Here is a 24,356-nt window from a genome sequence, read left to right on the forward strand (position 1 = left end):
CGCTTCAGGCCCTAGACGGTCCCCGCCAGATGAAAACGCGACGCCGGATGCCATAGCCGCACCGACGTCGCGACGTTCTCGCCGACCCACGTGCGCCGCCACAGCAGCAGACACGGCTCGCCGATATCCATCATCAGATGACGCCGCACATGGGCGTCGGGCTTTTGCGCGTAGATGCGAAACTCGGCGCGCTGCACGGGCGCGAGCCGCACCATGTAGTGATTCGGCGTTTCGACCGAGAAGTCCTGCTGCAGATATTCAGGGAACACCTTCGGATTGACGAAGCGGTCCTCGTACTGGATCGGCTCGCCCTCCTCGCTGTGCACGATGCACGAATGAAACGCGGGACCGTTCGCGAGACCGAGCGCTTCGAGCGCGTCGGCGTCGTCGCTCGGTTCGAGCGTCAGCACGCGCGCCGAATGACGATGACCGCGCGCGGCGATTTCATCGGCGATATTGCGGATCTCCAGCACCGTCGATTCATACCGCTGCGGCGCGACGAAGGTGCCCGAGCCTTGCACGCGCGTGAGCACGCGCTCGGCGGTCAGCTCGCGCAGCGCGCGCGACACCGTCATGCGCGCGACGCCGAACTCCTTGACCAGTTCCGTTTCGGAAGGGATCAGCCCGCCCGGCTTCCATGCGCCTTCGCTGATGCGCTGAAGCACGTAGCGTTTGATCTGCTCGTAGGCGGGCATCGCCTTGACCGGCGTATCGCGATCGCGATCGCGTTCGGCGGAATGCTGTTTCTGCCCGGCCTGTGCGGCGGGCGCTATACGCGCCTGTGTCGTTGTTTTCACTCCAAACCTCATCGGTGGTTCGCCGGTGGTACATGAGGTACACCGTGGCCGGTTCTCCGACGGCCGGGCCCAATCTTACCCGGTTCGACGGTGGGGAGACGGCTGGAACGCGCTACCAGATATACGGCACGAAACGGTAACGCACACGAGCCATGTATTGGGTGTAGCCGTCGAGCTGCCCGGCGAGCAGCCGCTCCTCGCGCACCGCGCGCCAGCCCATCCCGTACCCCATCACGGGCAGCGCCACGAGCCCCCACCACGAGCCGAGCATCAGCGGCGTGCCGACGAAGAACACCAGCGCGGCCGCGTACATCGGATGACGGACGTATGCGTAGGGCCCGGTGTCGGCGACCTTGTGCCCGCGGCTCGACTGAATCTTGACCACCGGTGCGGCATAGCTGTTCGCGCGAAACACGAACCGGCACGTGAAGATGCACAGGAACACGCACAACGCGCCGAGGCCCATGAGCCACGACGGCAGCGGCGCGGACCAGCGAAACCGCATCGCGTCGAAACCCATCAGGATCAGCCAGCCGCACCACGCGGCCCCGATCGCGGCCATGAACACACGATCCCAGCGGCTCTGCTGCGCCTGCACGAACGGCGCGAGCCGCTCCGCGAGCAGCGCGGGATCATGACGCGCGAGCCACAAGCCGAGCCACAGGCTCAATACCGCCAGCTCGAACAGATACCACCATGCTGCCGGCCACGCGAGCGTGCCGGCCGCGCCGAACAGCAGCACGCCCATGAAAACCAGCCACGCCAGCGATTGCAGGATCAGACGTGCGACCATCGCGGCTCCCTCGAGCGGTCGGCTCATGCGGCCTCATCGCGCGTGCGCACGCGCTCGAACACGTCGGCGATATCGATGTCCTCCAGATTCAAGCCGAAACGCTCACGCAGACAGTCGGCGAGTTCGGCGGCGCTCGCGAGGCGCCGTTCGTTGACGATCTGCCCTCGTGCGTCGCGCTCGTCGAACTGATCGTTGAATAGCGCCAGTCGCAGTTCGGGCAACACGCGGCACGCCAGCAGGTTATGAACGAACTTCGAATCCGGTGACGTCGAGGTGTACCAGTTCGAGGTTTCGTAGTCGATCCACTCGACTGCGCGCAGATCGACGTGATAAACGCGGGTCCAGCTCTCGTCCGGCGCCAGCACCTCGAGATAGACGGTGTCGCGCCCCGCGTCGGCGAGACGGAACGTGCCGAGCGGAATCGGCTGCGCGAGGCCGGCGGTCAGCCGCAGCGGCGCGGTCAGCGTCACGGCGCCGAAGCCGACGTCGGCGATCCATGCGTCGCCGTCGATATCGACGCGCAGCACCATATGCGTGCGCGGCGCAATCGTGCCGGGCTCGCGGCCCCACACGACGCGCGCAAGCAGCGGCGTGACCCTGAAGCCGAGTTGCATCAGCACGTTCGCGAACAGAATGTTCTGCTCGAAGCAGTAGCCACCGCGCTTTTCGGTCACGAGCTTGCGTTCCACGGCTTCGAGCTCGAGCCTGACGGGCCGGCGCGTCAACGGGTTCAGGTTCTCGAACGGGATCGCGGCCGGATGGAGCCGGTGAATCGCCCGCAGCACCTCGAGCGTGGCGGCGCGCGGGCCCTGATAGCCGATCCGGGCGAAGTAGTTTTCCAGATTGATGGTGTGGGACATCGGCGGAATTCCGGTTGGATTGCGGGTTCGACGCGGTCATAGCGGCTTTCGGCGCTGACTCGACCGCGCGCGGGACGAAGCGAAAACGCGCCTACAACCCCTTCAACGCCGACGTCGCGATCGACGGCACCGTGATGCCGTGGCTCGATGCGAACTGCACGGCCGAGCCCAGCGTCGACATCAGCGACTGCAACTGCCCCGGCGCCGATTGCGCGATATACGAAGCGCTTTGCGCGGTCTGCGGATTGAGGCCCGATTGCAGCAGCGACGACGGACTCATCTGACCGAGGCTGCCGAGCCCCGACTGCAAGCTCGAATACTGGCTCACACCCTTGCCGAGCGACGACAGACCCTGCGTGAACGCTTCCTTGCTGACCGGCGTCGCAGACGCGCCGCCACTTGCATGATTCGCGAACGCATCGGTCAGCTTCTGCGACAGCGACTGCTGGGTGCTGCCGACCTGCGTCAACTGACTGACCGACGGCGTGCCGCCGCTGAGCAGCCCCGCCGCCTGCTGCGCCTGGCCGGCGGCACTCGTCATGCCCATCGCCGACGCGAGGCTCGACTGTCCGCTCAGCACCTGCTGGTTCGCGCCCACGTAACTCTGCAGCAACTGCGACACGCCGCCCGACGACGCCCCGGCACCCGCCGCGCTATCGCCGCCCCCGCCGATGCCGAACTGCTTCAGATTCAACTGCGCGTGCGCTGCGCCGCCCAGCAACAGACCACCACTCACCAGCAACGAAACCAGCAGAATGCGCTTGCCCATCTCTACCTCCTTACTTTGACTTTCGGGGTGACTCGTGCGCTTCGACACCTCGCCGTTTCGCACGTTCGGCCTGACTACATCAATACGTTTTCATTACGCGCCAATGAATATCTGTTTACGTCCTCATAAAGTTTAGACGCAGTCCGTAAATCCGGGAATTACATGCCAGTAATATTGTTGCGAATCGTTCTCATTTGTGTTGACTGCCGCAATACGCCTGCGTACGATCACGCCATCAGCCGCTTTGGCAGCCTGGGACAACACGCAATGTCGCGCCAGGCAGTCGCAGATTGATCACATCGATCGAAACAACACTCATAAGGATTTCGATGAAGTTCGCCCAACTCAATGGATCGCGTGCGAATGCGCGTGCGGTTTGCGACGCTTGCGCAGGTCCCGGCGCAACTCATCGTACGCGTTTGCCTTCGATGCGGCGCGTCGCACTGTGCACGGCCTTCGCGTGTGCCTCGTTGACCGGCCACGCGGCGCTGGCCGAAGCCAATCCCGATGCGAACCCGGAAGCGCCCGAGGCTGACCTGAACATTCAGGCGACGCAAACCGACCAGTGGACGGGCCTCTGGAACCGCCAGCAATTGCTCGGCGACATGGGCGGCCTGCGTCCGTGGCTCGGCAAGTACGGCATGACCTTCACGCTGACCGAAACCAGCGAAGTGCTGGCCAATCTGCGCGGCGGTCTCGCGCGCGGCGTCGACTACGACGGCCTGACCACCGCGACCTTGCAGATGGATACGCAAAAGGCGTTCGGCCTGCCGGGCGGCCTCTTCAACGCCAGCGCACTGCAAATTCACGGCGCGAACCTGAGCGCGAACAAGCTCGGCACGTTGAATACCGCGAGCGGCATCGAGGCCGACGACGCGACGCGTCTGTGGGAGCTCTGGTATCAGCAGTCGTTCCTGAACAAACGCGTGGACGTGAAGATCGGTCAGCAGAGTCTCGACCAGGAATTCATCACGAGCACGTATGCGGCCCTGTTCCTCAACACGATGTTCGGCTGGCCCGCGCTGCCCTCGTACGACATGCCGTCGGGCGGTCCCGCCTATCCGCTCGCGGGTCTCGGCGTGCGCGTGCGCGGCCAGATCACCCCTTCGTTGACCGCGCTTGCCGGCGTGTATTCGGGCGACCCGCTCGGCAACGACCCGGACAACATGAGCGGCACGAACTTCAACCTGCATAACGGCGCGTTGTGGATCGGCGAGTTGCAGTACTCGATCAACCAGCCGGCCGAAGGCGAAATGGTCGGCTCGGTCGGCGGCGGTCTGCCGGGCACCTACAAGCTCGGCGTCTGGTACAACACCAACAAGTTCGCCGATCAGCGCTACGACAACATGGGGCTGTCGCTCGCGAATCCGGCGTCGACCGGCATTCCGGTGAATCACAGCGGCAACTACAGCTTCTATGCGGTCGCCGATCAGATGGTGTGGCGCCCCGACTCCGACGAACCACGCAGTCTCGGCGTGTTCGCACGCGTGATGGGCGCGCCGGGCGACCGCAACCTCGTGCAAGTCGCGGCCAACCTCGGCGTCGTGCTGAAGGCGCCGTTCAAGGGCCGTGACAACGACAGCGCCGGTCTCGCGCTGACCTACATCAAGGTCGGCAGTCACGTGAACGGACTCGACAAGGACTTCCTGGCATTCAACGGCAGCCCCTACGGCGTGCGCACCAGCGAAACCACGCTCGAGGCGACATACCAGTACCAGGTCAATCCGTGGTGGCAGTTGCAGGCCGACGCGCAATACACGTTCAACGCCGGTGCGGGCCAGAACCCGAACGACCCGACGCAGCCGCTGCGCAACACCTTCGTCGTCGGCATGCGGACCAATATCAACTTCTGACGCCGCCCGCCGCGCGCTTTCATCCTCACAAGCACACGCCACCCCACGCAACCGGACCAGCACTTCCCATGCTTTCTATCGTCGCCGCCACTCCCGCTTTGTGCACCCGTACGGAGGCCCAATCGTGAATCAACTCACGCGCAAGCCTGCGGCGCGCGCCGCGCGAGCCCTGCTCGCCGCGATGGCCGGCGCCGCCGCTCTCACGATGGCCGCCAGCGCGCAGGCCGAGCCGCAAGGCTTCCTTGAAACGATCAAGCATCACACGACGCTGATCAACACCGTGCCGGATAACGGCGACCAGAATCCGTACGCGCTCGTGGTCGCGCCGGTCAGCGCGGGCACCGTGAAGAAAGGCGACGTGCTGGTCGGCAACTTCAACAACTCGACGAACCTGCAGGGCACCGGCAGCACGATCATCAACTATCACCCGGACACCAGACAGATGACGGTGTTCGCGACCGTGCCGCGCGATCTGAAGGAATGCCCGGGCGGCATCGGCCTGTCGACCGCGATGACGATGCTGAAGTCGGGCTGGGTGATCGTCGGCAGCACGCCGAGCAACGACGGCACGACCGGCACCAAGGGCGCTGGCTGCCTGATCGTGATCGACCCGCAAGGCAAGATCGCGTCGACGATCTCGACGCCGAACATCAACGATCCGTGGGGCAACATGGCGGTCGTCGACAACGGCACGAGCGCAACGCTGTTCGTCAGCAACGCGGGCTTCGGCGTCGGCGACGCGCAAGGCAATCCGCCCGTGTTCAAGCAGGCCACCGTGCTGCGCCTCGACCTCGACGTGCCGGCAGGCAAGCCGCCCGTCGTGAAGCAGGAAACCGTGATCGGCAGCGGCTTCGGCGCGCAGGCCGACAAGGGCGTGTTCCTCGTCGGGCCGACCGGCCTCGCGCTGTCGGCCGATCAGAAACTGCTGTACGTGTCCGACGCGATCGGCAACCGCATCACCGAGATCGACGATCCGCTCACGCGCGACAGCAGCGCGGGCGTCGGCCGCCAGTTGACCGCCGACGGCCTGCTGCATCGTCCGCTCGCGATGGTCACCGCGCCCAATGGCCACCTGCTGGTGACCAACGCGTTGAACGGCCAGGTCGTCGAGATCGATCCGGCGACCGGCAAGCAGCTGTACGCACGCTGGATCGATACCGACAAGGCGCAATCGCCCCCCGGCAACGGCGACCTGTTCGGTATCGCGATGACGCCGGAAGGCGACGGCTTCTACTACGTCGAAGACGACGTGAACACACTGGTGCTCGCGAAGTAGGCGGCACCCAGGTTTCAGGAAGGTGAACTGACCATGACAAACGATCACCCCCCACGGCCGTCACGACGCGGCTTCCTGAAGGCGGGGGGCGCGGCGGTCGCCGCCGGCGCGAGTCTCGGCGCGAGTCTCGGCGCAGGCCTCGCGACCTCGCCGCCCGCGCTAGCGAAGGCGCCCGCGCATAGTGCCCAGAACGCCGATCCGCAGTTCGCGGCCGAGCCGTTCTACGGTCCGCATCAAGGCGGCATCGTCACGCCGCAGCAGAGCCACATCTACGTCGCCGCGCTCGATCTGACCACCGACAAGCGCGACGACGTAATCGCCCTGTTGCGCACGTGGACCGAAGCAGCCGCGCGCCTGACGCAAGGCGGCACGGCCTTCGCGCTGCCCGCCGGCGACGACGGCGGCGACCAGGCCGCCCCCGATTCCGGCGACGTGCTGGGCCTCGGCCCGAACGGTCTGACGATCACGTTCGGCTTCGGCCCCGGTCTCTTCACGAAGGACGGCAAGGACCGCTACGGGCTCGCGTCGCGCCGCCCCGCCGCGCTCGTCGATTTGCCGCGCTTCAACGGCGATCAGCTGATCAAGGAGAAGACCGGCGGCGACCTGTTCATCCAGGCGTGCGCGAACGACGCGCAGGTTGCGTTTCACGCGGTACGCCAACTGACGCGCCGTGCCTACGGCGTCGCCGCGATGCGCTGGGGCCAGGCCGGTTTCCTGTCCGGTCCGCGCGCTCAGACGCCGCGCAACCTGATGGGCTTCAAGGACGGCACCAACAATCCGGCGACCGCGAAGCCTCAGCTGATGAACCAGTTCGTGTGGGCTCGCGCCACCGAAGACGCGCCGTGGATGGAAGGCGGCACCTACACGGTCGTGCGCCGCATCCGCATCACGCTCGAACACTGGGACAACACCGAGCTCGGTTTCCAGGAACAGGTGTTCGGCCGCCACAAATACAGCGGCGCGCCGATCGGCAGCAAGCATGAATTCGACGCGGTGGATCTGAAGGCCGAGGACAAGGACGGTAACCCGCTGATCCCCGAGAACTCGCACGTGCGTCTGTCGAATCAGGCGAGCAACAACGGCGCGCAGATTCTGCGCCGCTCGTATTCGTACAACGAAGGCACGAACTTCTATATCGAGCGCTGGCCGCCGTGGCGCCAGGAAACCGAGTACGACGCGGGGCTGATTTTCATCGCGCACCAGAGCGACCCGCGCACCGGCTTCATCCCGATCAACGACCGGCTCGCGAAGTTCGACATGATGAACCAGTTCACGACTCACGTCGGCAGCGCGATTTTCGTCGTGCCGCCGGGCGCGAAGCCGGGTTCGTATGTCGGCGCGGGGCTGTTCGAGACGTGATGCAGCAAATGAAGCACGCCGGGCGTGCAGCGCCTGGCTCACTCAACACAATCAAAACGGACTTCTGCAACATGGCTCATTCCTGGTTTGCCACCCGTCTGCGCGCGCTCGGCAGCATGGCCGCGCTGTCGCTCACCGCGCTCGCGACGATGCCGTCGGCGGCTCACTCGGCGTCGATCACGCTGTACAACGCGCAGCACGAGCAGGTCGTCAATCTGCTCGCAAAGGACTTCGAAAAGCAGTCGGGCATCTCGGTGAAAGTGCGCAACGGCGAAGGCCCGGCGCTCGCCGCGCAGATCGTCGCGGAAGGCGCGGCCTCGCCCGCCGACGTGTACTTCACGGAGAACTCGCCGGAGCTGATGCTGCTCGAGGAAAAGGGGCTGCTCGCGAAGGTCGACGAAGCGACGCTCCGCGCGGTGCCGGCACGTTTCAATTCGCCGAGCGGTGTATGGGTCGCCGTGACCGCGCGCGAGAGCGTGCTCGCATACAACACGACGAAGCTGCAGCCGTCCCAACTGCCGCAATCGGTGTTCGACCTCGCGAAGCCTGAATGGAAAGGCAAGGTCGGCATCGCGCCGAGCGACGCCGACTTCCTGCCACTCGTGAGCGCGGTGCTGGCCCTGAAGGGTGAAGAGCAGACGCTCGCGTGGCTGAAGGGTCTCAAAGCCAACTCGCAGATCTTCGACGATGACGAAGGCGTGGTCGCCGCGGTCAATCGCGGCGGGGTCGCGGCCGGTCTGATCAACAACTATTACTGGTCGCGTCTGCATGCGGAAATCGGCGATGCGAAAACCCGCAGCGCGATCTATCACTTCGGCCACGGCGACGCCGGCGCGCTCGTCAACGTATCGGGGGCGGGCGTGCTGAAGTCCGCGCACAACGCGGACGGCGCGCAGAAGTTTCTCGCCTATCTGGTCAGCGAACGCGCACAGCAGCTGATGGCCAACAGCCACGTGATGTTCGAATATCCGCTGCACGCGGGTGTCGCGCCGGACCCGATCCTCAAGCCGTTTGCCGAACTGACTCCGCCCACGCTGACGATCCAGCAGCTCGGCGACGATAGCCAGGCCGGCAAGCTGCTACGTCAGGCAGGCCTGCTGTAAATGAGCGAAGCACTGTCAGCCGGTCCGCCGGCTGTCCCCCCAGCCCCGGCGCGCGGCCGGACGCGCGCGCCTCGCGGCCTTTTTGCGGCGGCAGCACTCAGCGCTTTGCTGGTGCTGCTGCCGATTGCGTTTACGTTCTGGCGCGCGGCGAGCTTCGGCATCGGCGACGCGCTCGATCTGATCTGGCGGCCCCTCGTTGGCGAGCTGCTCGTCAATACGGCGTTGATCACCGTCACGACTACCCTCGTTTGCGCGGTGATCGGCACGGCCGCCGCGTGGTTCGTCGAGCGCACGCATCTTCCCGGACGGCGCGCGTGGGCCGTGCTGTGCGCCGCGCCGCTCGCGATGCCGGCCTTCATTTCGAGCTATGCGTGGGTGTCCTTGAGCGAGGACTTGCAGGACTTCAACGGCGCGTTGCTGGTCTTGACCTGCGCGTATTTTCCGCTCGTCTATCTGCCGGTCGCCGCCGCGCTGCGCGGCATGGACCCGGCACTCGAAGAAAGCGCGCGCGCACTCGGCTGCAACCGCTGGACGAGTTTCGCGCGCGTCGTGCTGCCGCAACTGCGGCCGGCGCTGCTGGGCGGCATGCTGCTCGTCGCGCTCGGCGTGCTATCGGAATTCGGCGCGTTCACGCTGCTGCGCTTTCATACGTTCACCACGCAGATCTACGCGGAATATCGCACCAGCTTCGACGGCGGCGGTGCATCGCTGCTCGCGTGTCTGCTGATCGTGATCTGCCTCGTCGTGCTTGCGTTCGAGTTTCGCGTGCGCGGTGCAGCGCGCTATGAGCGCGTCGATCGCGGCACGCGCCGCGCGGTGTTGCGCTACGAGCTCGGCGGGTGGCGCTGGCTCGTCGTCGCGGGCTTTGCGCTGCTGACGCTTGCGACGCTCGGCGTACCGCTCGGCATGATCGGCTTCTGGCTCACGCAGCCGGGCGCGGCCGCCGTGACGCCGGCCGACGTATCGCCCGAACTGCTGTGGAACGCGACGTGTTCGTCGCTGGGTCTCGGCCTCGCGGCCGCCGCGCTGACCACGTTGCTCGTGGTGCCGCTCGCGTTTCTGCTGGTGCGTTATCCGACGCGTTTCGCGACGCTGTTCGAGCGCACCGTGTTTCTCGCGCAGGGCGTGCCGGGGCTCGTGATTGCGCTCGCGATCGTCTCGCTCGCCGTGCATGCGCTGCAGCCGCTCTATCAAAGCGCGACGCTGCTGATCGTCGCCTACGCGATCCTGTTCATGCCGGTCGCGCTCGTCAGCGTGCGCGCGGCATTCATGCAGGCGCAGCCGCGCCTCGAGGAAACCGCGCGCGCGCTCGGCCTTGACTGGACGCAGACGCTCGTGCGCGTCGTGCTGCCGCTCGCGGGCCCCGGGCTCGGCGCTGCCGCGGCGATGGTGTTCATCTCGGTCGTCACCGAACTGAACGCGACGCTGCTGCTGTCGCCGCTCGACACGCAAACGCTGGCGACGCAGGTGTGGGCCGACACGTCGACGATGGCGTTCGCCGCGGCCGCGCCATATGCGGCGCTGCTGACCGGCATCTCGCTGTGCGCGTCGGGGCTGCTGTTCGCGCTGCTCGGCCGCTCGGCGTTGCTCGGCGAGCGCGGCTGACACGCGCCGGCTTTTTCATCGCTGCTTTTGTTCGACTACTTCGGATTTTCATGAGCGAACTTCGTATCCGCGGACTGCAGAAATCGTTCGACGGTCACCCGGTGCTGCACGGCCTCGATCTCTCGGTCGAGCGCGGCACGCTGCTCGCGCTGCTGGGGCCCTCGGGCAGCGGCAAGACCACGCTGCTGCGCCTGTTGTGCGGCTTCGAGCGCGCGGACGGCGGCAGCGTCGAGATCGATGGCCGGCGCGTCGTCGGCGACAACCTGCACGTACCGTCGGAGCAACGCCGCATCGGCTACGTGCCGCAGGAAGGCGCGCTGTTTCCGCATCTGTCGGTCGCGGACAACATCGTGTTCGGTCTGCCACGCACGCAGCGCCGCGCGCGCCATCGCGTCGCTGAGTTGCTGGAGCTGGTCGGCCTGCCCGCGCATTTTGGCGAGCGCGCGCCGCAGCAACTGTCGGGCGGTCAACAGCAACGTGTCGCGCTCGCCCGTGCGCTCGCACCCACGCCGACGCTGATCATGCTCGACGAGCCGTTCTCCTCGCTCGACGCCGCGCTGCGCGTCGAAACGCGCCAGGCGGTCGCAAGTGCGCTGGCCGCGGCCGGCGCGACTGCCGTGCTGGTCACGCACGATCAGTCCGAGGCGTTGTCGCTCGGGCATGAGGTCGCGGTGCTGTGGAACGGGAGGCTGATCCAGACAGCGACGCCCGAAGTGCTATACCGCCGGCCGGTGACGCGCGAGCTTGCGTCGTTCATTGGCGAGGCGGTGTTGTTGCCGGGCATCGCGCAACAGGATCGCGCGAGTTGCGAGCTCGGCGAACTCGCACTGGTCGCGCCCGTCGGCCACGGTGCGGTCGACGTGATGGTGCGTCCCGAGCAGATCCGCCTGCTGCGCGCCGATGAAACCGCGCGCACAGGCGCCGCGCACGACGCGCTCGTCACTGACGTGATCTTCCAGGGGCAGGACGCAAGCGTCGCGCTGCAATTGCAGTCCGCGACGCGGGCGATGGTGCGCGCGCGCGTGCCCGGTTATCTGTGCCCGCGTCCGGGTGAGCGCGTGCGGCTCGCGGTCGAGGGTGAAGTGACCGCCTATTCGCGCGCCTGAACGGCTAAGGCTGGCACGCTCGGCTACCGCAGCGACAGATCCTGCACCATCTGCTGCGCCAGATAATCGCAGGTCGGCCGATCCGATTTCGCGCTGCGCGCGACCACGATTTCGAGCGGCGCGATTCTCGGCAGCCCTTGCGCGTCGCCGAGTATCGCGAGCCGCGGCGGCACGCTGCACCGCGTCAGCGCAATCACCGACAAACCGGCATCCACGGTCGCGACGAGCCCCATCAGGCTCGCGCTGCTGAACGCCGCGCGATAACGGATGCGCGCGCCATCCAGCGCAGCCAGCGTGTGCTGGCGCGCGACGCAGCCCGGCTCGTACAACCCCACCGGCAACGGCGAGGCCTTCAGCACCGGGGTATCGACCGACGCCCCCACCCACACCATCGGTTCGCTGCGCACGAATTCGCCGCGCATCCTGCGGTCGCGCGTGACGAATGCGAGGTCGATCTTGTTGTCCGCGAGCATTGGCGCGAGTGCCGTGCTCTGCGCGCAGACGATCTCGATCTCGACGCGCGGATACAGCGTCGCGAAACGCCGCAACACCGGCGATAGCAGCGACGACACATAGTCGTCCGGCGCGCCGAGCACCACCCGCCCGGTCACCTCGGGCCGCACGATCGCCGACCACGCCTCCTCCTGCAACGCAAGCGCGCGCCGCGCGTATTCGAGCAGCGTACTGCCGGGCCGCGTCAGCGACAGGTTGCGCGTGTTGCGTGCGAACAGCGTCGTGCCGAGCATCGTTTCGAGCCGCTTGATCTGCATGCTGACCGCCGCCTGCGAGCGATGCACGCTCGCCGCCGCCTTCGTGAAGCTGCCCGCCTCCACGACCGCGACGAAGCTGCGCAACAGATCGACGTCGAATTCAGGGTTCACGATTTATCAACCGGGCTTATGGAATTGCTCAATTTAATTCGTTTGTGAACAGGTCGCAAGCGGCGCAATACTCGCAAGCATCATGTTTCGGAGTCGTTGCGCATGTCCCTCACCTCACGTCAACAAGGCGCGATCACGCTGGCGAGCGGCGGCCTGCTGATGGGCACGATCGGCGTTTTCGTCGAGGAGGCGCGGCTCGATGCGCTGACGCTCGTGTTCTTCCGCTGCCTGTTCGGCTTTCTCTCGCTCGCCGCCTATTGCGCGTGGAAGGGCTTTTTCACGCGCGCGCAGTTCACGCGCCGCACGGTCGCGCTCGCGCTGATTTCCGGCGTGCTGATGGTCACGCAATGGGTCGGCTTTTTCGATGCGATTCATCGCACCAGCATCGCGGTCGCGACCGTCGTGTTTCATGTGCAGCCGTTCTGGGTCGTGCTGATCGGCGCGGCGCTCTTTAACGAGCGGCTCGGCGCGGACCGGCTCGGCTGGATCGCGACGGCGTTCGTCGGGCTCGTGCTCGCGTCGGGCGTGATCGCGGCCGGAAACCTGCAAGGCCACAGCAGCTATCTGATCGGCTTGAGCGAAGCGCTGCTCGGCTCGCTGCTGTATGCGAGCGTCACGCTGATCGCGAAGAGTCTCGGCGAAATGCGCCCGCATCTGCTGACGCTCACGCAATGCGCGGTCGGCGTGATCTGCCTGCCGCTGATCGCGCCGCTCATCGCGCCTTTGACGCTCACGCATATCGGTCCGATGCAGTGGTTCTGGCTGATCGGCATGGGCGTGCTGCACACGGGATTGTCGTATGTGCTGATTTACGGCGCGCTGCCCAAGCTCAGCACGCCAGTGATCGCGGTGCTGTTGTTCGTTTATCCGCTGACCGCGATCGTCGTGGATGCGCTCGTGTATGGCCGTGCGCTGTCGCTCTCGCAACTGGCGGGCATGGCGCTGATCGTCGCCGCGAGTCTCGGCGTCAATCTCGGCTGGCCGTTGCTGACGCTGCTGCATCCGGGTGGGCGGGCACGCAGTCACGCGAAGTAAAGCGCGCCGCCCGCCCGGTTCTTACTGCGGCAGCGTCTCGCCCTTCGTCTCCGGCGCGAACGGAATCACGAACAGGCCGAGCACGAACACGAGCGCGGTCAACGCGATCGGCACGCCGAGCGTCTGCATATGCAGCACCGCCGCGCCGAGCAGAAAGTTGACGCCGGCGCCGACGAAGCGTCCAAACGACGTGCAGAACGCAAACGCCGTCGCGCGTACGCGGGTTTCGAACTGCTCGGGCAGCCACAGGCTGAACAACGCGAAGTTGCCGCCGAAAAAGCCCAGCACGAACAGCCACGCGATGAACGGCGCGAGCCCGTTCGGCAGATAGAACGCCCAACCGAAGCTCGCCGCGATCGACACCGCCATCCCCGCGAAGTACACCGCGAGCGTCATCTTGCGGCCGATGCGCTCGGCCAGTGGCGGCAGCGCGAGACAACCGAGGATCGTGCCGATCGACAGCAAGCCGGTCGCGAGCGACGCGGTGCGAATCGAATCGCCCTTGGACATGCCGGCGCGCGCCGCCAGTTGGATCACCGCGGACGGCTCGTAGACGGCGCCCGCCCACAGCCCGATGATCGCGATCGTCAGCAGAATGCACGCGACCCACGTGCGACGCCGGTAAGCCGGCCCCATGATCTCGCGCAACGGCTTCACGCGCACCGTCTTTGCGTCGGCTTTCTGCCACTTCTCCGGCTCCTTCACGCGCAGCAGAATCAGAATCGCGACGACGACCGGTACCGCGCCGGTCAGGAACATCGCGCGCCAGCCGAAATGCACGCCGACCGTGTAATTGAGCGCAGCCGCGAGGAAGAAGCCCGCGTAGTAGCCGGTCTGCAGATAACCGGCGCCCATTTTGCGACGATCCTCCGGCCACGCCTCGGCAACGTAGGTGCCCGCCAGCGCCCATTCCCCGCCGATCCCGACGCCCGCGATGAAGCGAAAAATACCGAGCTGCCACACATTGGTCGAGGTCGCGGCGAGCCCGGTGAAAATCGCGAACGTGAAGATGGTGGCGGCGAGCACCTTGGTGCGGCCGAAGCGATCGGCGAGCGGTCCCCAGATGAACGACAGTCCCCAACCGACCAGAAACAGCGCGAACAGGATCGATCCCGCGAGGCCGACATTCGACGGCGTCGCCGCGAAGCCCGAACGCGGCAACAGCTCGGTCAGCGCGGGCGTGAGCACCAGCGCGTAAATGAACGAGTCCATGCCGTCGAGCGTCCAGCCGGCCCACGCTCCCCAGAACCCTGCGATCTGCGAACGATTGAGCGGTGTGCGCTGACGCGCGACCGCTCGTCGGTCGGTTACTGTATTCATCATGCTCCTCCGGCCTACGATAGTTGAACGTAACGAAGAAAGGGACGGGCGCGCTTGGGGATGGCTCGACGACGTTGATTGATCGGCGATGTCCTCGTACAACTCATTCGGAGGACGGCGCGAGCACCTGCCTGGAATGTGGTTCAAGACTTCCGGGTTTGCCCGCGCTGAAATGCGCGTCTTTTTATATATAATATTTGATACTATGACCGACGCAACTGAAGGTTTTCCCCTGGACGCCGCCATGTCCGGTTCGTTTCTTCCGGCCGCCGCGCCGCGCGAAAGCACCTCGCACATGATTGCTGAGGCGCTGCGCGCGGCGATCGTCGACGGCACGCTCGCGCCTGGCGCCCCGTTGCGCCAGGACGCGATTGCCCGGCATTTCTCGGTCAGCGCGATTCCCGTGCGTGAGGCGCTGCGCCAGCTCGAAAGCGAAGGCTGGGCACGCGCGGCGGTCCATAAAGGCGCGAGCGTCGCGCCGCTGTCCGCCAACGAAGCGCGCGAGATCTACGAGATCCGCTCGGCGCTCGAAAGTCTCGCGCTCGGCCTTGCGATTCCGAATCACACCGCCGCGACGCTGCGCGAAGCCAGGGACTTGTGCCGCGCTGCCGAGCGCGAAGAGGATCCGTCGCTATACGTCACGCGCAATGCCGCGTTCCATATGTGTCTCTATGCGCCCGCCGGCCGGCCGCAGCTCGAGGACATGATCGGCTTGCTGCACCGGCGCGGCGAACGCTATCTGCGCCTGAAGTTCGGCTTGCCGTCGTACAAGGGCGAGTCCGACAGTGAGCACGCCGCGCTGCTCGATGCCGTCGAGCGCCGCGATATCGCGACCGCGCAGTCGCTGGTGGTCGCGCATCTGCTCGGCACCGGCGAGCTTCTGCATCGTTTCCTGACCGAGCGCGCGCGCGAAGAAGCGCTTGCGCATCAACCGAAGCCGCGCGGCCGACGCCCGCGCGTCACCACCGGGAGCTGATCGAACCGATGACCGAGCCGATGAAACACCCCGCCGAAGCCGCCGCATCGCGGTCCACTGTCCGCTCGTGGACGACCCGGCGCGACGAAAAGAACCGCCGCCTCGCGGCCATCGCGCCGTGGCTCGAAGACGGCGTGCTGCCCACGCACCGCATCGTCGATGCGCTCGAAACGCTGATCCAGCCCGGCGAGCGCGTCGCGCTCGAAGGCGACAACCAGAAGCAGGCCGACTTCCTGTCGCGCTCGCTCGCCACGGTCGATCCGCACAAGCTGCACGACGTGCATCTGCTGATTTCGAGCATCAGTCGTCCTGAGCACTTGACGCTGTTCGAGCGCGGCATCGCGCACAAGGTCGATTTCTCGTTCGCGGGGCCGCAGAGTCTGCGCGTCGCGCAACTGCTCGAAGACGGCCAGCTCGAAATCGGCGCGATCTATACGTATGTCGAGCTGTATGCGCGCATGTTCGTCGACCTGACGCCGCACGTTGCACTGCTGTGCGCGGACAAGGCCGACCGTCATGGCAATCTGTACACCGGCCCGAATACCGAGGACACGCCGACGATCGCCGAGGCCGCCGCGTTCCGTCACGGCATCGTGATCGTGCAGGTCAACGAGATCGTCGACGAATTGCCGCGCGTCGACATTCCGGGCTCGTGGGTCGACGTGGTCGTGCAGGCGGACCGGCCGTTCGCGGTCGAGCCGCTGTTCACGCGCGATCCGCGTCATATCGGCGACTTGCAGGTGCTGACCGCGATGATGGTGATACGCGGCATCTACGAGCCGTATGGCGTCACGTCGCTGAATCACGGCATAGGCTTCGATACCGCGGCGATCGAACTGCTGCTGCCCACCTACGGCGAATCGCTCGGTCTGAAGGGCAGGATCTGCCGCAACTGGACACTCAATCCGCACCCGACGATGATCCCCGCGATCGAATCGGGCTGGGTCGACAGCATCCATTGCTTCGGCAGCGAGGTCGGCATGGAGGCGTATATCGAGGCGCGTCCCGATGTGTTCTTCACCGGCAACGACGGCAGCCTGCGCTCGAACCGCGTGCTGTGCCAGTTGGCCGGGCAATACGGCGTCGACCTGTTCATCGGCTCGACGCTGCAGATCGATGCGGACGCGAATTCGTCGACGGTCACGCGCGGACGCCTCGCCGGTTTTGGCGGCGCGCCGAACATGGGCCACGATCCGCGCGGCCGGCGTCATTCGAGCGAGGCGTGGCTGAAGCTGTTGAAGGGCGACGGCGCGGTGTCGCGTGGCCAGAAGCTCGTGGTGCAACTCGCGGAAACGTACAAGAAAGGCGGCGAGCCGACCTTCGTCGATGAACTCGACGCGGTCGCGGTCGGCGCGAAAAACGGCATGCCGATCGCGCCGGTGATGATCTACGGCGACGACGTGAGCCATGTGGTCACCGAGGAAGGCATCGCGCATCTGCACAAGGCCGAAGGCATCGACGAGCGGCGCGCGGCGGTCGCGGCGGTGGCCGGTGTCACGCCGATCGGTCTGCGCGCGAAGCCCGAGAAAACCGCGGAATTGCGCCGGCGCGGCATCGTCGCGTATCCGGAAGATCTCGGCATCCGGCGCGGCGACGCGAAGCGTTCGCTGCTCGCGGCGCGCAGCATCGACGATCTGGTCACGTGGTCGGGCGGACTGTACGCGCCGCCCGCGCGCTTCCGGAGCTGGTGACGATGGCGTCCGCTGCTGTTCTTCCTGAACGGTTGGACGCGCCGCATGCTTCGGTCCTACGCGATGCATGTGGCAGGTCGCCGGTCGCGCCGTTTTCCGACGCGCAACTCGCGCGCGACGCGATCACCGCGCTGATCGACGAGGCGGAGCTCACGCCGAAGCCCGCGCTCGTCGATCGGCGCGGCAGCGGCGCGCATCGCGACCTCGATCTCGCGATCATGCGGCGCTCCGCGCACGCGCTCGAACCGACCTTCGCGGCGCTGGCGCGCACGGCGCGCCGCCGCGGCGAACCCTCGGCGCTGCTGCGCGCCGAGCTCGCGCAGATCGGCCGCGCGGGCGAACAGGAGATGATGCAGGCGACGGGAGGGAGCAATGCGCACCGCGGCGCGATCTGGATCATCGGCTTGCTGGTTGCGGGCGTCGCGCTCGAAACGGCTTCGAGTTCCTCCATGCGTGCGCACAGACCTGGCGGTCCCAACCGTGTCGATACCTCGCGCATATGCACGCTGGCCGCGCAGATCGCCTGCTTCCCGGACCGCTTCGCCGCTTCGTCCGATAGCCACGGCGAACGCGCGCGTCGACGCTATCAGGTCGGCGGCGCGCGGCGCGAAGCGCAGGACGGCTTTCCGCACGCGCTCGACGTCGGTCTGCCGGCATTGCACGCGGCCCGCGCGCGCGGCCTCGACGAAAACGCCGCGCGCATCGATGCGTTGCTCGCGATCATGAGCACGCTCGACGATACCTGCCTGCTGCATCGCGCGGGACTCGCCGGCTTGCATGCGGGGCAGCGCGGCGCGCGACGCGTGCTCGACGCGGGCGGCAGTTCGACAGCCGCGGGCCGCGTCGCGCTCGACGCGCTCGAACGCGAACTGCTGTCGCTGAACGCATCGCCGGGCGGCGCGGCCGATCTGCTCGCCGCCACCCTCTTTCTCGACATGCTGGCGCATCGCGACGCCAGCCGGAGCTGAGCCTCATGGAACATCTGACCTTCGACTATCCGGCGCAACGCGCCGTCACGACCCGCGCGCACGTCGGCGTGGTCGGCTCGGGCGATCTGGAAGTGCTGCTGTCGCCTGCCGCCGCCGATCCAGGCGGTTCGGCGCTCGCCGCGCACGTGGTGGTGCGCACCAGCGTCGACGGCTATAGCAACATCTGGAAGAGCGTGCTCGACCGCTTCTTCACGCGCTACGACGGCGCCGCGCACATCGAGATCAACGACTTCGGCGCGACGCCGGGCGTGGTCGCGTTGCGGCTCGCCGAAGCGGTCGAAGCGGCCGAGGAAGGAGACAGCGTATGAGCACGAGCGCCAGCGTACATAGCGCGCCGCTGCTGCGCGAAAGCTTCATCGAACTGCCCGCGCGCGAGCGCGCCCGCTCGGTGCTCGACGCGGGCAGCTTCCGCGAACTGCTCGGACCGTTCGATCGCATCGGGTCGCCTTGGCTGCCCTTGCAGGGTATCGTCTGCCAGGCCGACGACGGCTGCGTGATCGCGCGCGGCACGATCGACGGCGAACCGGCCGTAGTCGCCGCGATCGAATCGGCGTTCCAGGGCGGCAGCATCGGCGAAGTGTCGGGCAGCAAGATCGCCGCGGCGCTCGAGATGGCGCTACGCGACTGCGAGCGTGGCAAGCTCGTGCGCCCGGTCGTGCTGTTCGAGACCGGCGGCGTGCGGTTGCAGGAAGCGAACCTTGGGCTTGCGGTCATCGCCGAGATTCAGGCGGCGATCGTCGCGCTGCGCCGGCGCGTGCCGGTGGTCGGCGTGATCGCGGGCATGGTCGGCTGCTTTGGCGGCATGTCGCTCGCGGCCGCGCTGTGCTCGTATCTGATCGTGACGAAGCAGGGACGGCTCGGCATGAACGGACCTGAAGTAATCGAACAGGAAGCCGGTATCGAAGAACTCGATGCGAGCGATCGCCGTCGCGTATGGCAACTGATCGGCGGCGAGCAGCGCGTCGCGAGCGCGCTCGCCGACACACTCGTCGACGACGATGCCGAGGCCGTGCGCGCCGCCGTACGCGCCGCGTTCGCGCAAGGCGTGCCGGCCACGCATCGCAGCGAGCAGGTCGACATGTTCTTGCAGAGGCTCGCGCGGATCGATCCGGCGAGCGTCACGCCCGAGACGCTGCGTGATGTGTACAACCCGCAAGGGCGCGATGCGTCGAACAAGGAGCAGGCATGAACGACACGACACTCACGCGCGGCGCGCGCTGGTTCAATGCACTTGCCGGCGAATCGTCGAGCGCGGCGCCCGTCTGGAGCGGCGACGCGCCGCTCGGCCGCGACACCGCGCGCTTCATCACGGTCGTGCCCGATCCCGCGAACCGTTTTCCGCGCGCGACCACCAACGTGGTCGGGCTCGAACAAGGCTGGCAACTCGCGCGCGCGGTGCGTGAAGCGATCGAAGCGGATGCGGGTGTGGACGCCGGCACGCGCCGCCCGATCGTCGCGATCGTCGACGTGAAGAGCCAGGCGTACGGCTATCGCGAGGAAATGCTCGGCATCCACCTCGCCTGCGCGGCCGCCGTCGACGCCTATGCGAGCGCGCGCGACGCCGGCCATCCGGTGATCGCGCTGATAGTCGGTCCGGCGATGTCCGGCGCGTTCCTCGCGCATGGCTATCAGGCGAACCGCATCGTCGCGCTCGACGCGCCCGGCACGATGGTCCACGCGATGGGCAAGGAAGCGGCCGCGCGCGTCACGCGCCGCACGGTCGAAGAACTCGACGAACTCGGCGACACGATCGTGCCGATGTCGTATTCGATGGCGTCGTTCGCGAAGTTGGGGCTGCTCGATCAGTTGATCGAAGGCATCGACGCGGACGCGCCCGACACGGCACAGATCGAGCGCGTGCGCACGGTGCTGGTCGAGCAGATTCGCAGCGCGCGCGAGGGGGATCGTACGCTCGCGCGTCGGCTGGAATCGGCGGCGGCGCGGCAGACTCGCGCGGCGTCGATCGAGGTGCGGCGGCGTCTTGCCGAACAATGGGATGCCGTGTGATGCGCGTGTGTGCGGCTGCGCCCTTCTCCACCGTGCACGCCACGTCGTGCGACGCGCGGTGGCGGCCGCATGATCTGCTGGGCTTGCGGCGGCTGGACTCGCCCGATGACGAACCAGCGTGGGTTCGCGACGCGTTCGAGCGCGCGCCGTATGCGGTCGTCCGACGCGCGCTCGCCGCTGACGGTTTCGTCGCGATCGGCGTACGCGGTGCGAAGCGAGCGCAACGCTACGGCACATGGGTGCATGCGGACGATATCGTCGGTGCCGTGCCGCCGGAATCGCTCGCGCAGACGCAAGCCGATGCTGGGCGTGATGCATTGCCCTCGTTCGTTACACTGCTTTCGTTGCAACGTGATTCGGGCGGTCCGCTTGGTGGATTCGCTTGGGGACCTATTGGCAGCACCGGCTTTGAACTGGCGACGCACGTGCCGACTGTCAACGAAACCAGCGACCTCGATCTGTTGATCCGCGTGCCGCAACCGCTGGCGCTGAATGTCGCGAGTGCTTTGCTGGAGCAACTGCAAACGCTCGCGGCGCATATCGGTATCCGCATCGATGCGCAACTCGAAACGCCCGCGGGTGGCGTGGCGCTCGCTGAATGGGCCGCGGGCAAGGCGCGCGTGCTTGCCCGCGATGCGAGCGGCCCCCGCTTGATCGCCGATCCGTGGGCAGCGGTTGCTCACAATGGCATTGCCTGATGCTCGCGCTTCTGTTCCCCGGCCAGGGTGCGCAGAGCGAAGGCTTTCTGCATCGACTGCCGCAGCATCGCGCGGTACAGGACACGCTCGCTGAAGCCTCCGACACACTTGGCATCGACGTGCTGACGCTCGACTCAGCCGACGCTTTCGATTCGACGGTCGCGGTGCAACTGGGCTTGACCGTCGCGGGCGTCGCGATCATGCGCGCGCTCGCCGATGAAGGATTGGCGGCGGAGATCAGCGCGGGACTGTCGATCGGCGCGTATGCGGCGGCGGTCAGTTGTGGCGCGGTGGCGTTCCGCGACGCGCTGAAGATGGTGCAGCGACGCGCCGAGCTGATGGAAACCGCTTATCCGGCGGGCTATGGTCTCGCGGCCGTCTCCGGCTTGAGCGAGCAGCAGGCGGAAACGCTCGTTGCACAGCAGGCCGCGGAGCAACGGCAACGCGTGTATATCGGCAACGTCAATGCACCGCGCCAGATCGTGATGGCCGGCGCGGACGATGCGCTCGACGGGTTCATCGAACGCGCACTCGCGGCCGGCGCGCGCAAGGCCACGCGGCTCGCGGTCAGCGTGCCCTCGCATTGCGAATTGCTCGCGCGTGCGAGCGACGAACTGCTGGCGTACTCGCGCACGTTGCATGTTGAAAGACCGCGCGGGGTTTATATCGGCAATCGCGGTGGACGCCCGTTATATACGGCCGATGCGATTCGCGAGGATCTTGCGACCAATATGCGTTACACCGTGCGCTGGTTCGATGCGCTCACCGTGATGCAGGAAATGGGCGCGCAGGTGCTGGTCGAGGCGCCGCCGGGGCAGGTGTTGACAGATATCGTGAGGGAGAATTTTTCTGCGGTCAGTGCGTTGGCTGCGAGTACATTGCCGTTCGACAGGTTGGTGGGGACGGTACGCAGGCGGTTGGAGCGTGGCTGACGGGGTGTGCTTTGCGGTGTGCGAATGCGGCAGGGCCAGGGGCGTCTGGGAGCTTCGGCCAGACGCCGCTCGCAAGCCGGCGTCGGCGAATGGTCGCTCTTGCTGATTCGCGGAAGCTACCTCGACGGCTCGGACACGCTGCCGGGCAGTTGCCGCACCAGCTCGATGAATGCCCGCAACCCGGCGGGAATATGTCGGCTTCCGGGAAAATAGAGAAACAGTCCGGGAATGAGCGGGCACCAATCACTCAGCACCGCAACGAGCCGCTTGCGTGCCATCGCGTCGCGCGCATACGGCTCGGGTACGTATGCAATACCGAGTCCCCGCAGTGCCGCTTCGATCATCAACGCATTGCTGTCCATCGTGAGCGCGCCGGGCGGATCTATCGTGAAGGCCTGACCGTGACGCGCAAACTCCCATCGATAGCGTTTGCCACTGGGCAGACGTTGCCGGACGCAGTGATGGGCCTGCAATTCGTCCGGCACGGCAGGCCGGCCATGCTTGCGCAGATAACGCGGCGACGCCACTGCAACAAAGCGTGAATCCTCGCTGACCCGTACCGCGATCATGTCCTTGGGTACCGCTTCACCGAGCCTTACGCCTGCATCAAAGCCTTCCGCGACGATATCGACGAAACGTCCGTCCGAGACGAGATCCAGCTCCATCCGCGGATACATCGCCAGAAAGCGCGGCACGACAGTCTGGAGCAGTTGACGGATCGCCCCGTCGCTTCCATTGATGCGCAGCGTGCCGCGAAGCGCCTCATCTTCCCGCGCGACATCGTCGAGCACGTGATCGAGATCGCTCAGCACAGGGCGCAGACGTGCAAGCAGACGCTCCCCCGCTTCTGTCAGGGATACGCTGCGCGTGGTCCGGTGCAGCAAGCGCACATCCAGATCGTTCTCGAGTCCGCGCATCGCATGGCTCAGCGCCGAACGCGACACGCCCAGTTCGCCTGCGGCCTGCACGAAGCTCCGCCGCGCGGCGACGAGCATGAACGCCTGCAAATCGTTGAGAGTCGGTTTGCCCATTGGTGAATTTCCTTCAACACATCATGCCGATCGGCCTGGCTTCTCCGACGAATTCCATTGTTCTAGCATGAACTCCTGATCCTTCCAACGGAGCATGAGCATGACGAAGAACTGGCTGATCACGGGCGCATCGAGCGGGCTGGGGCGTGGGCTGACGGAGAAGCTGCTGGCACGCGGCGACGGCGTTGTCGCGACGCTGCGCAGACCCGGCGCATTGGACGATCTGCGCAAGCAACACGGCGATCGACTGGAGGTCGTCACTTGCGACCTGACGAACGTCGATGCAATCAGAGCCGCTGTAGCGCAGGCATTTGCTGCGCTCGCGCGCATCGACGTCGTCGTCAGCAACGCGGGCTACGGGCTGTTCGGCGCGGCCGAAGAGCTCGACGACACCCAGATTGCACGGCAGATCGAGACGAATCTGACTGGGTCGATCCAGTTGATACGCGCGGTCATTCCGCGTCTGCGGGAACAGGGCGGCGGACGGATCGTGCAGGTGTCGTCGGAAGGCGGCCGAATCGGCTATCCGGCTTTTAGCATTTATCACGCGACGAAATGGGGAATCGAGGGTTTCGTCGAAGCTGCCGCGCAAGAAGTCGGACCGTTCGGCATCGACTTCGTGATCATGGAGCCCGGTCCTACGCGCACCAACTTTGGCGCGGGTCTCGACCGCGCGGCGCCGATGCGCGTGTACGACGACACGCCCGTCGGTGAAATCCGGTGCGCACTCGACGCTGGCTATTTCGATTTTGCGGATGCGGCGAAAACTGTCGACGCAATGATCAGCGCGATCGACAGCCCGTCCCCTCCGCTACGGCTTGCGCTGGGCAAGTCTGCGTACGAATCGATACGTGCGTCGCTGACAAAGCAACTCGCGAGTCTCGAGGCGCAGAAGGAGATCGCGTTGTCGGTGATGGAGCGTGGATAGCCAGATGGCGAGCCACTCGATGGCCCCGAAACGTAGCGCAAGCGACGTTTCTGAAGGATGACTTCCAAGGGATGAAGAGATTCGAACAGCCGAACACTTCGTCAACCAAGGGAGCAGATGTGGCCGGTCCGTAGTTGACGCGAACGCCCCAGATCGACACGCAAGTGCCCTCTGAATCCCGCGTGTCCTTTACGCCGGCTTTCGACCCGCAGCGGTCACTGGAACTGTTCCATCGTAAATGACCGCTACCGAGGCGACTACGGCCGGCCGCGTCGTTGTATCCCGCTCTGCGACTCGGCTATGTAACTCGGGCCGACCAATCGGGCCTTGGGTGTGAAAGCCAGTTC

23 protein-coding genes are annotated in these 24,356 nt (G+C 66.2%); 16 read left to right on the forward strand and 7 right to left on the reverse strand.

What is annotated here, in order from left to right:
* Nucleotides 1-11 precede the first annotated feature (11 nt).
* The 4 genes from hutC to OKW26_RS13375 all read right to left on the reverse strand — a co-directional run bounded on the left by hutC (nucleotide 12) and on the right by OKW26_RS13375 (nucleotide 3,219).
* Nucleotides 12-797, reverse strand: a complete 786-nt coding sequence (gene hutC / locus OKW26_RS13360) for a histidine utilization repressor (RefSeq protein WP_429334034.1) — start codon at nucleotides 795-797, stop codon at nucleotides 12-14.
* A 112-nt stretch (nucleotides 798-909) separates the two neighbouring features.
* Entirely contained in the window at nucleotides 910-1,590 is a 681-nt protein-coding gene (locus OKW26_RS13365) for a methyltransferase family protein (protein ID WP_429354237.1), read from the reverse strand.
* A gap of 23 nt (nucleotides 1,591-1,613) precedes the next feature.
* Complete coding sequence (locus OKW26_RS13370) at nucleotides 1,614-2,450, reverse strand: arylamine N-acetyltransferase family protein (protein ID WP_429353904.1); 837 nt, start codon at nucleotides 2,448-2,450, stop codon at nucleotides 1,614-1,616.
* A 91-nt stretch (nucleotides 2,451-2,541) separates the two neighbouring features.
* Nucleotides 2,542-3,219 carry a hypothetical protein gene (locus tag OKW26_RS13375; protein ID WP_429353905.1) on the reverse strand — a complete coding sequence of 226 codons (678 nt, stop codon included), beginning with the start codon at nucleotides 3,217-3,219 and terminating at the stop codon, nucleotides 2,542-2,544.
* Between the two features lie 329 nt (nucleotides 3,220-3,548).
* On the opposite strand from OKW26_RS13375, the gene OKW26_RS13380 reads away from it, so the two are divergent.
* The 6 genes from OKW26_RS13380 (at nucleotide 3,549) to OKW26_RS13405 (ending at nucleotide 11,521) form a co-directional block, all read left to right on the forward strand.
* The gene (locus OKW26_RS13380; RefSeq protein ID WP_429353906.1) at nucleotides 3,549-5,072 is read left to right on the forward strand and encodes a carbohydrate porin; all 1,524 of its coding nucleotides are present in this window, start codon (nucleotides 3,549-3,551) and stop codon (nucleotides 5,070-5,072) included.
* A gap of 181 nt (nucleotides 5,073-5,253) precedes the next feature.
* Nucleotides 5,254-6,348 carry a hypothetical protein gene (locus OKW26_RS13385; RefSeq protein ID WP_221307775.1) on the forward strand — a complete coding sequence of 365 codons (1,095 nt, stop codon included), beginning with the start codon at nucleotides 5,254-5,256 and terminating at the stop codon, nucleotides 6,346-6,348.
* 33 nt (nucleotides 6,349-6,381) lie between these two features.
* A complete protein-coding gene (gene efeB, locus OKW26_RS13390; protein ID WP_429353907.1) occupies nucleotides 6,382-7,707 on the forward strand; it encodes an iron uptake transporter deferrochelatase/peroxidase subunit in 1,326 nt (441 codons plus the stop codon).
* Nucleotides 7,708-7,778: 71 nt separating this feature from the next.
* Nucleotides 7,779-8,810: an iron ABC transporter substrate-binding protein gene (locus OKW26_RS13395; protein WP_429353908.1), complete on the forward strand. Its 1,032-nt coding sequence runs from the start codon at nucleotides 7,779-7,781 to the stop codon at nucleotides 8,808-8,810.
* On the forward strand, nucleotides 8,811-10,415 hold the full coding sequence (locus tag OKW26_RS13400; protein ID WP_184069136.1) for an ABC transporter permease: 1,605 nt from the start codon (nucleotides 8,811-8,813) through the stop codon (nucleotides 10,413-10,415).
* Nucleotides 10,416-10,465: 50 nt separating this feature from the next.
* Entirely contained in the window at nucleotides 10,466-11,521 is a 1,056-nt protein-coding gene (locus OKW26_RS13405) for an ABC transporter ATP-binding protein (protein ID WP_429353909.1), read from the forward strand.
* Between the two features lie 23 nt (nucleotides 11,522-11,544).
* Here OKW26_RS13405 and OKW26_RS13410 read toward each other — a convergent pair whose 3' ends face one another.
* Complete coding sequence (locus OKW26_RS13410; protein WP_090806141.1) at nucleotides 11,545-12,402, reverse strand: LysR family transcriptional regulator; 858 nt, start codon at nucleotides 12,400-12,402, stop codon at nucleotides 11,545-11,547.
* A 102-nt stretch (nucleotides 12,403-12,504) separates the two neighbouring features.
* Here OKW26_RS13410 and OKW26_RS13415 point away from each other — a divergent pair, with 102 nt between their 5' ends.
* Nucleotides 12,505-13,437 carry a DMT family transporter gene (locus OKW26_RS13415; protein ID WP_187610185.1) on the forward strand — a complete coding sequence of 311 codons (933 nt, stop codon included), beginning with the start codon at nucleotides 12,505-12,507 and terminating at the stop codon, nucleotides 13,435-13,437.
* A gap of 21 nt (nucleotides 13,438-13,458) precedes the next feature.
* On the opposite strand, the gene OKW26_RS13420 is transcribed toward OKW26_RS13415, so the two are convergent.
* The gene (locus OKW26_RS13420; protein ID WP_176078874.1) at nucleotides 13,459-14,757 is read right to left on the reverse strand and encodes an MFS transporter; all 1,299 of its coding nucleotides are present in this window, start codon (nucleotides 14,755-14,757) and stop codon (nucleotides 13,459-13,461) included.
* Nucleotides 14,758-14,962: 205 nt separating this feature from the next.
* Here OKW26_RS13420 and OKW26_RS13425 point away from each other — a divergent pair, with 205 nt between their 5' ends.
* Genes OKW26_RS13425 through mdcH form a run of 8 tightly spaced genes read left to right on the forward strand, consistent with a single transcriptional unit; the run spans nucleotide 14,963 to nucleotide 22,050 of the window.
* Nucleotides 14,963-15,733 (forward strand): GntR family transcriptional regulator, encoded by a 771-nt coding sequence (locus OKW26_RS13425; protein WP_429354238.1) that lies wholly within the window; start codon nucleotides 14,963-14,965, stop codon nucleotides 15,731-15,733.
* Nucleotides 15,734-15,753: 20 nt separating this feature from the next.
* Complete coding sequence (gene mdcA / locus OKW26_RS13430) at nucleotides 15,754-17,424, forward strand: malonate decarboxylase subunit alpha (RefSeq protein ID WP_429353910.1); 1,671 nt, start codon at nucleotides 15,754-15,756, stop codon at nucleotides 17,422-17,424.
* A gap of 2 nt (nucleotides 17,425-17,426) precedes the next feature.
* Nucleotides 17,427-18,392 carry a triphosphoribosyl-dephospho-CoA synthase gene (locus tag OKW26_RS13435; protein WP_429353911.1) on the forward strand — a complete coding sequence of 322 codons (966 nt, stop codon included), beginning with the start codon at nucleotides 17,427-17,429 and terminating at the stop codon, nucleotides 18,390-18,392.
* Nucleotides 18,393-18,397: 5 nt separating this feature from the next.
* Nucleotides 18,398-18,721, forward strand: coding sequence for a malonate decarboxylase subunit delta (locus OKW26_RS13440; RefSeq protein ID WP_429353912.1), 324 nt, complete (start codon nucleotides 18,398-18,400; stop codon nucleotides 18,719-18,721).
* Complete coding sequence (locus OKW26_RS13445; protein WP_429353913.1) at nucleotides 18,718-19,602, forward strand: biotin-independent malonate decarboxylase subunit beta; 885 nt, start codon at nucleotides 18,718-18,720, stop codon at nucleotides 19,600-19,602. Before OKW26_RS13440 ends, OKW26_RS13445 begins: the two co-directional genes overlap by 4 nt.
* Nucleotides 19,599-20,420, forward strand: coding sequence for a biotin-independent malonate decarboxylase subunit gamma (gene mdcE, locus OKW26_RS13450; RefSeq protein WP_429353914.1), 822 nt, complete (start codon nucleotides 19,599-19,601; stop codon nucleotides 20,418-20,420). The genes OKW26_RS13445 and mdcE overlap by 4 nt, the downstream gene beginning before the upstream one ends.
* Nucleotides 20,420-21,118 carry a malonate decarboxylase holo-ACP synthase gene (locus tag OKW26_RS13455; protein WP_429353915.1) on the forward strand — a complete coding sequence of 233 codons (699 nt, stop codon included), beginning with the start codon at nucleotides 20,420-20,422 and terminating at the stop codon, nucleotides 21,116-21,118. The genes mdcE and OKW26_RS13455 overlap by 1 nt, the downstream gene beginning before the upstream one ends.
* Complete coding sequence (gene mdcH / locus OKW26_RS13460) at nucleotides 21,118-22,050, forward strand: malonate decarboxylase subunit epsilon (protein ID WP_429353916.1); 933 nt, start codon at nucleotides 21,118-21,120, stop codon at nucleotides 22,048-22,050. Before OKW26_RS13455 ends, mdcH begins: the two co-directional genes overlap by 1 nt.
* 116 nt (nucleotides 22,051-22,166) lie before the next feature.
* On the opposite strand, the gene OKW26_RS13465 is transcribed toward mdcH, so the two are convergent.
* Entirely contained in the window at nucleotides 22,167-23,081 is a 915-nt protein-coding gene (locus OKW26_RS13465) for a LysR family transcriptional regulator (protein ID WP_429353917.1), read from the reverse strand.
* 100 nt (nucleotides 23,082-23,181) lie between these two features.
* Between OKW26_RS13465 and OKW26_RS13470 the strand changes: the two genes are divergently transcribed.
* Nucleotides 23,182-24,009 (forward strand): SDR family oxidoreductase, encoded by an 828-nt coding sequence (locus OKW26_RS13470; protein WP_429353918.1) that lies wholly within the window; start codon nucleotides 23,182-23,184, stop codon nucleotides 24,007-24,009.
* Nucleotides 24,010-24,356 lie beyond the last annotated feature (347 nt).

It is taken from the genome of Paraburkholderia sp. 32 (assembly GCF_050435345.1).
In the GTDB taxonomy this organism is placed as follows: domain Bacteria; phylum Pseudomonadota; class Gammaproteobacteria; order Burkholderiales; family Burkholderiaceae; genus Paraburkholderia; species Paraburkholderia tuberum.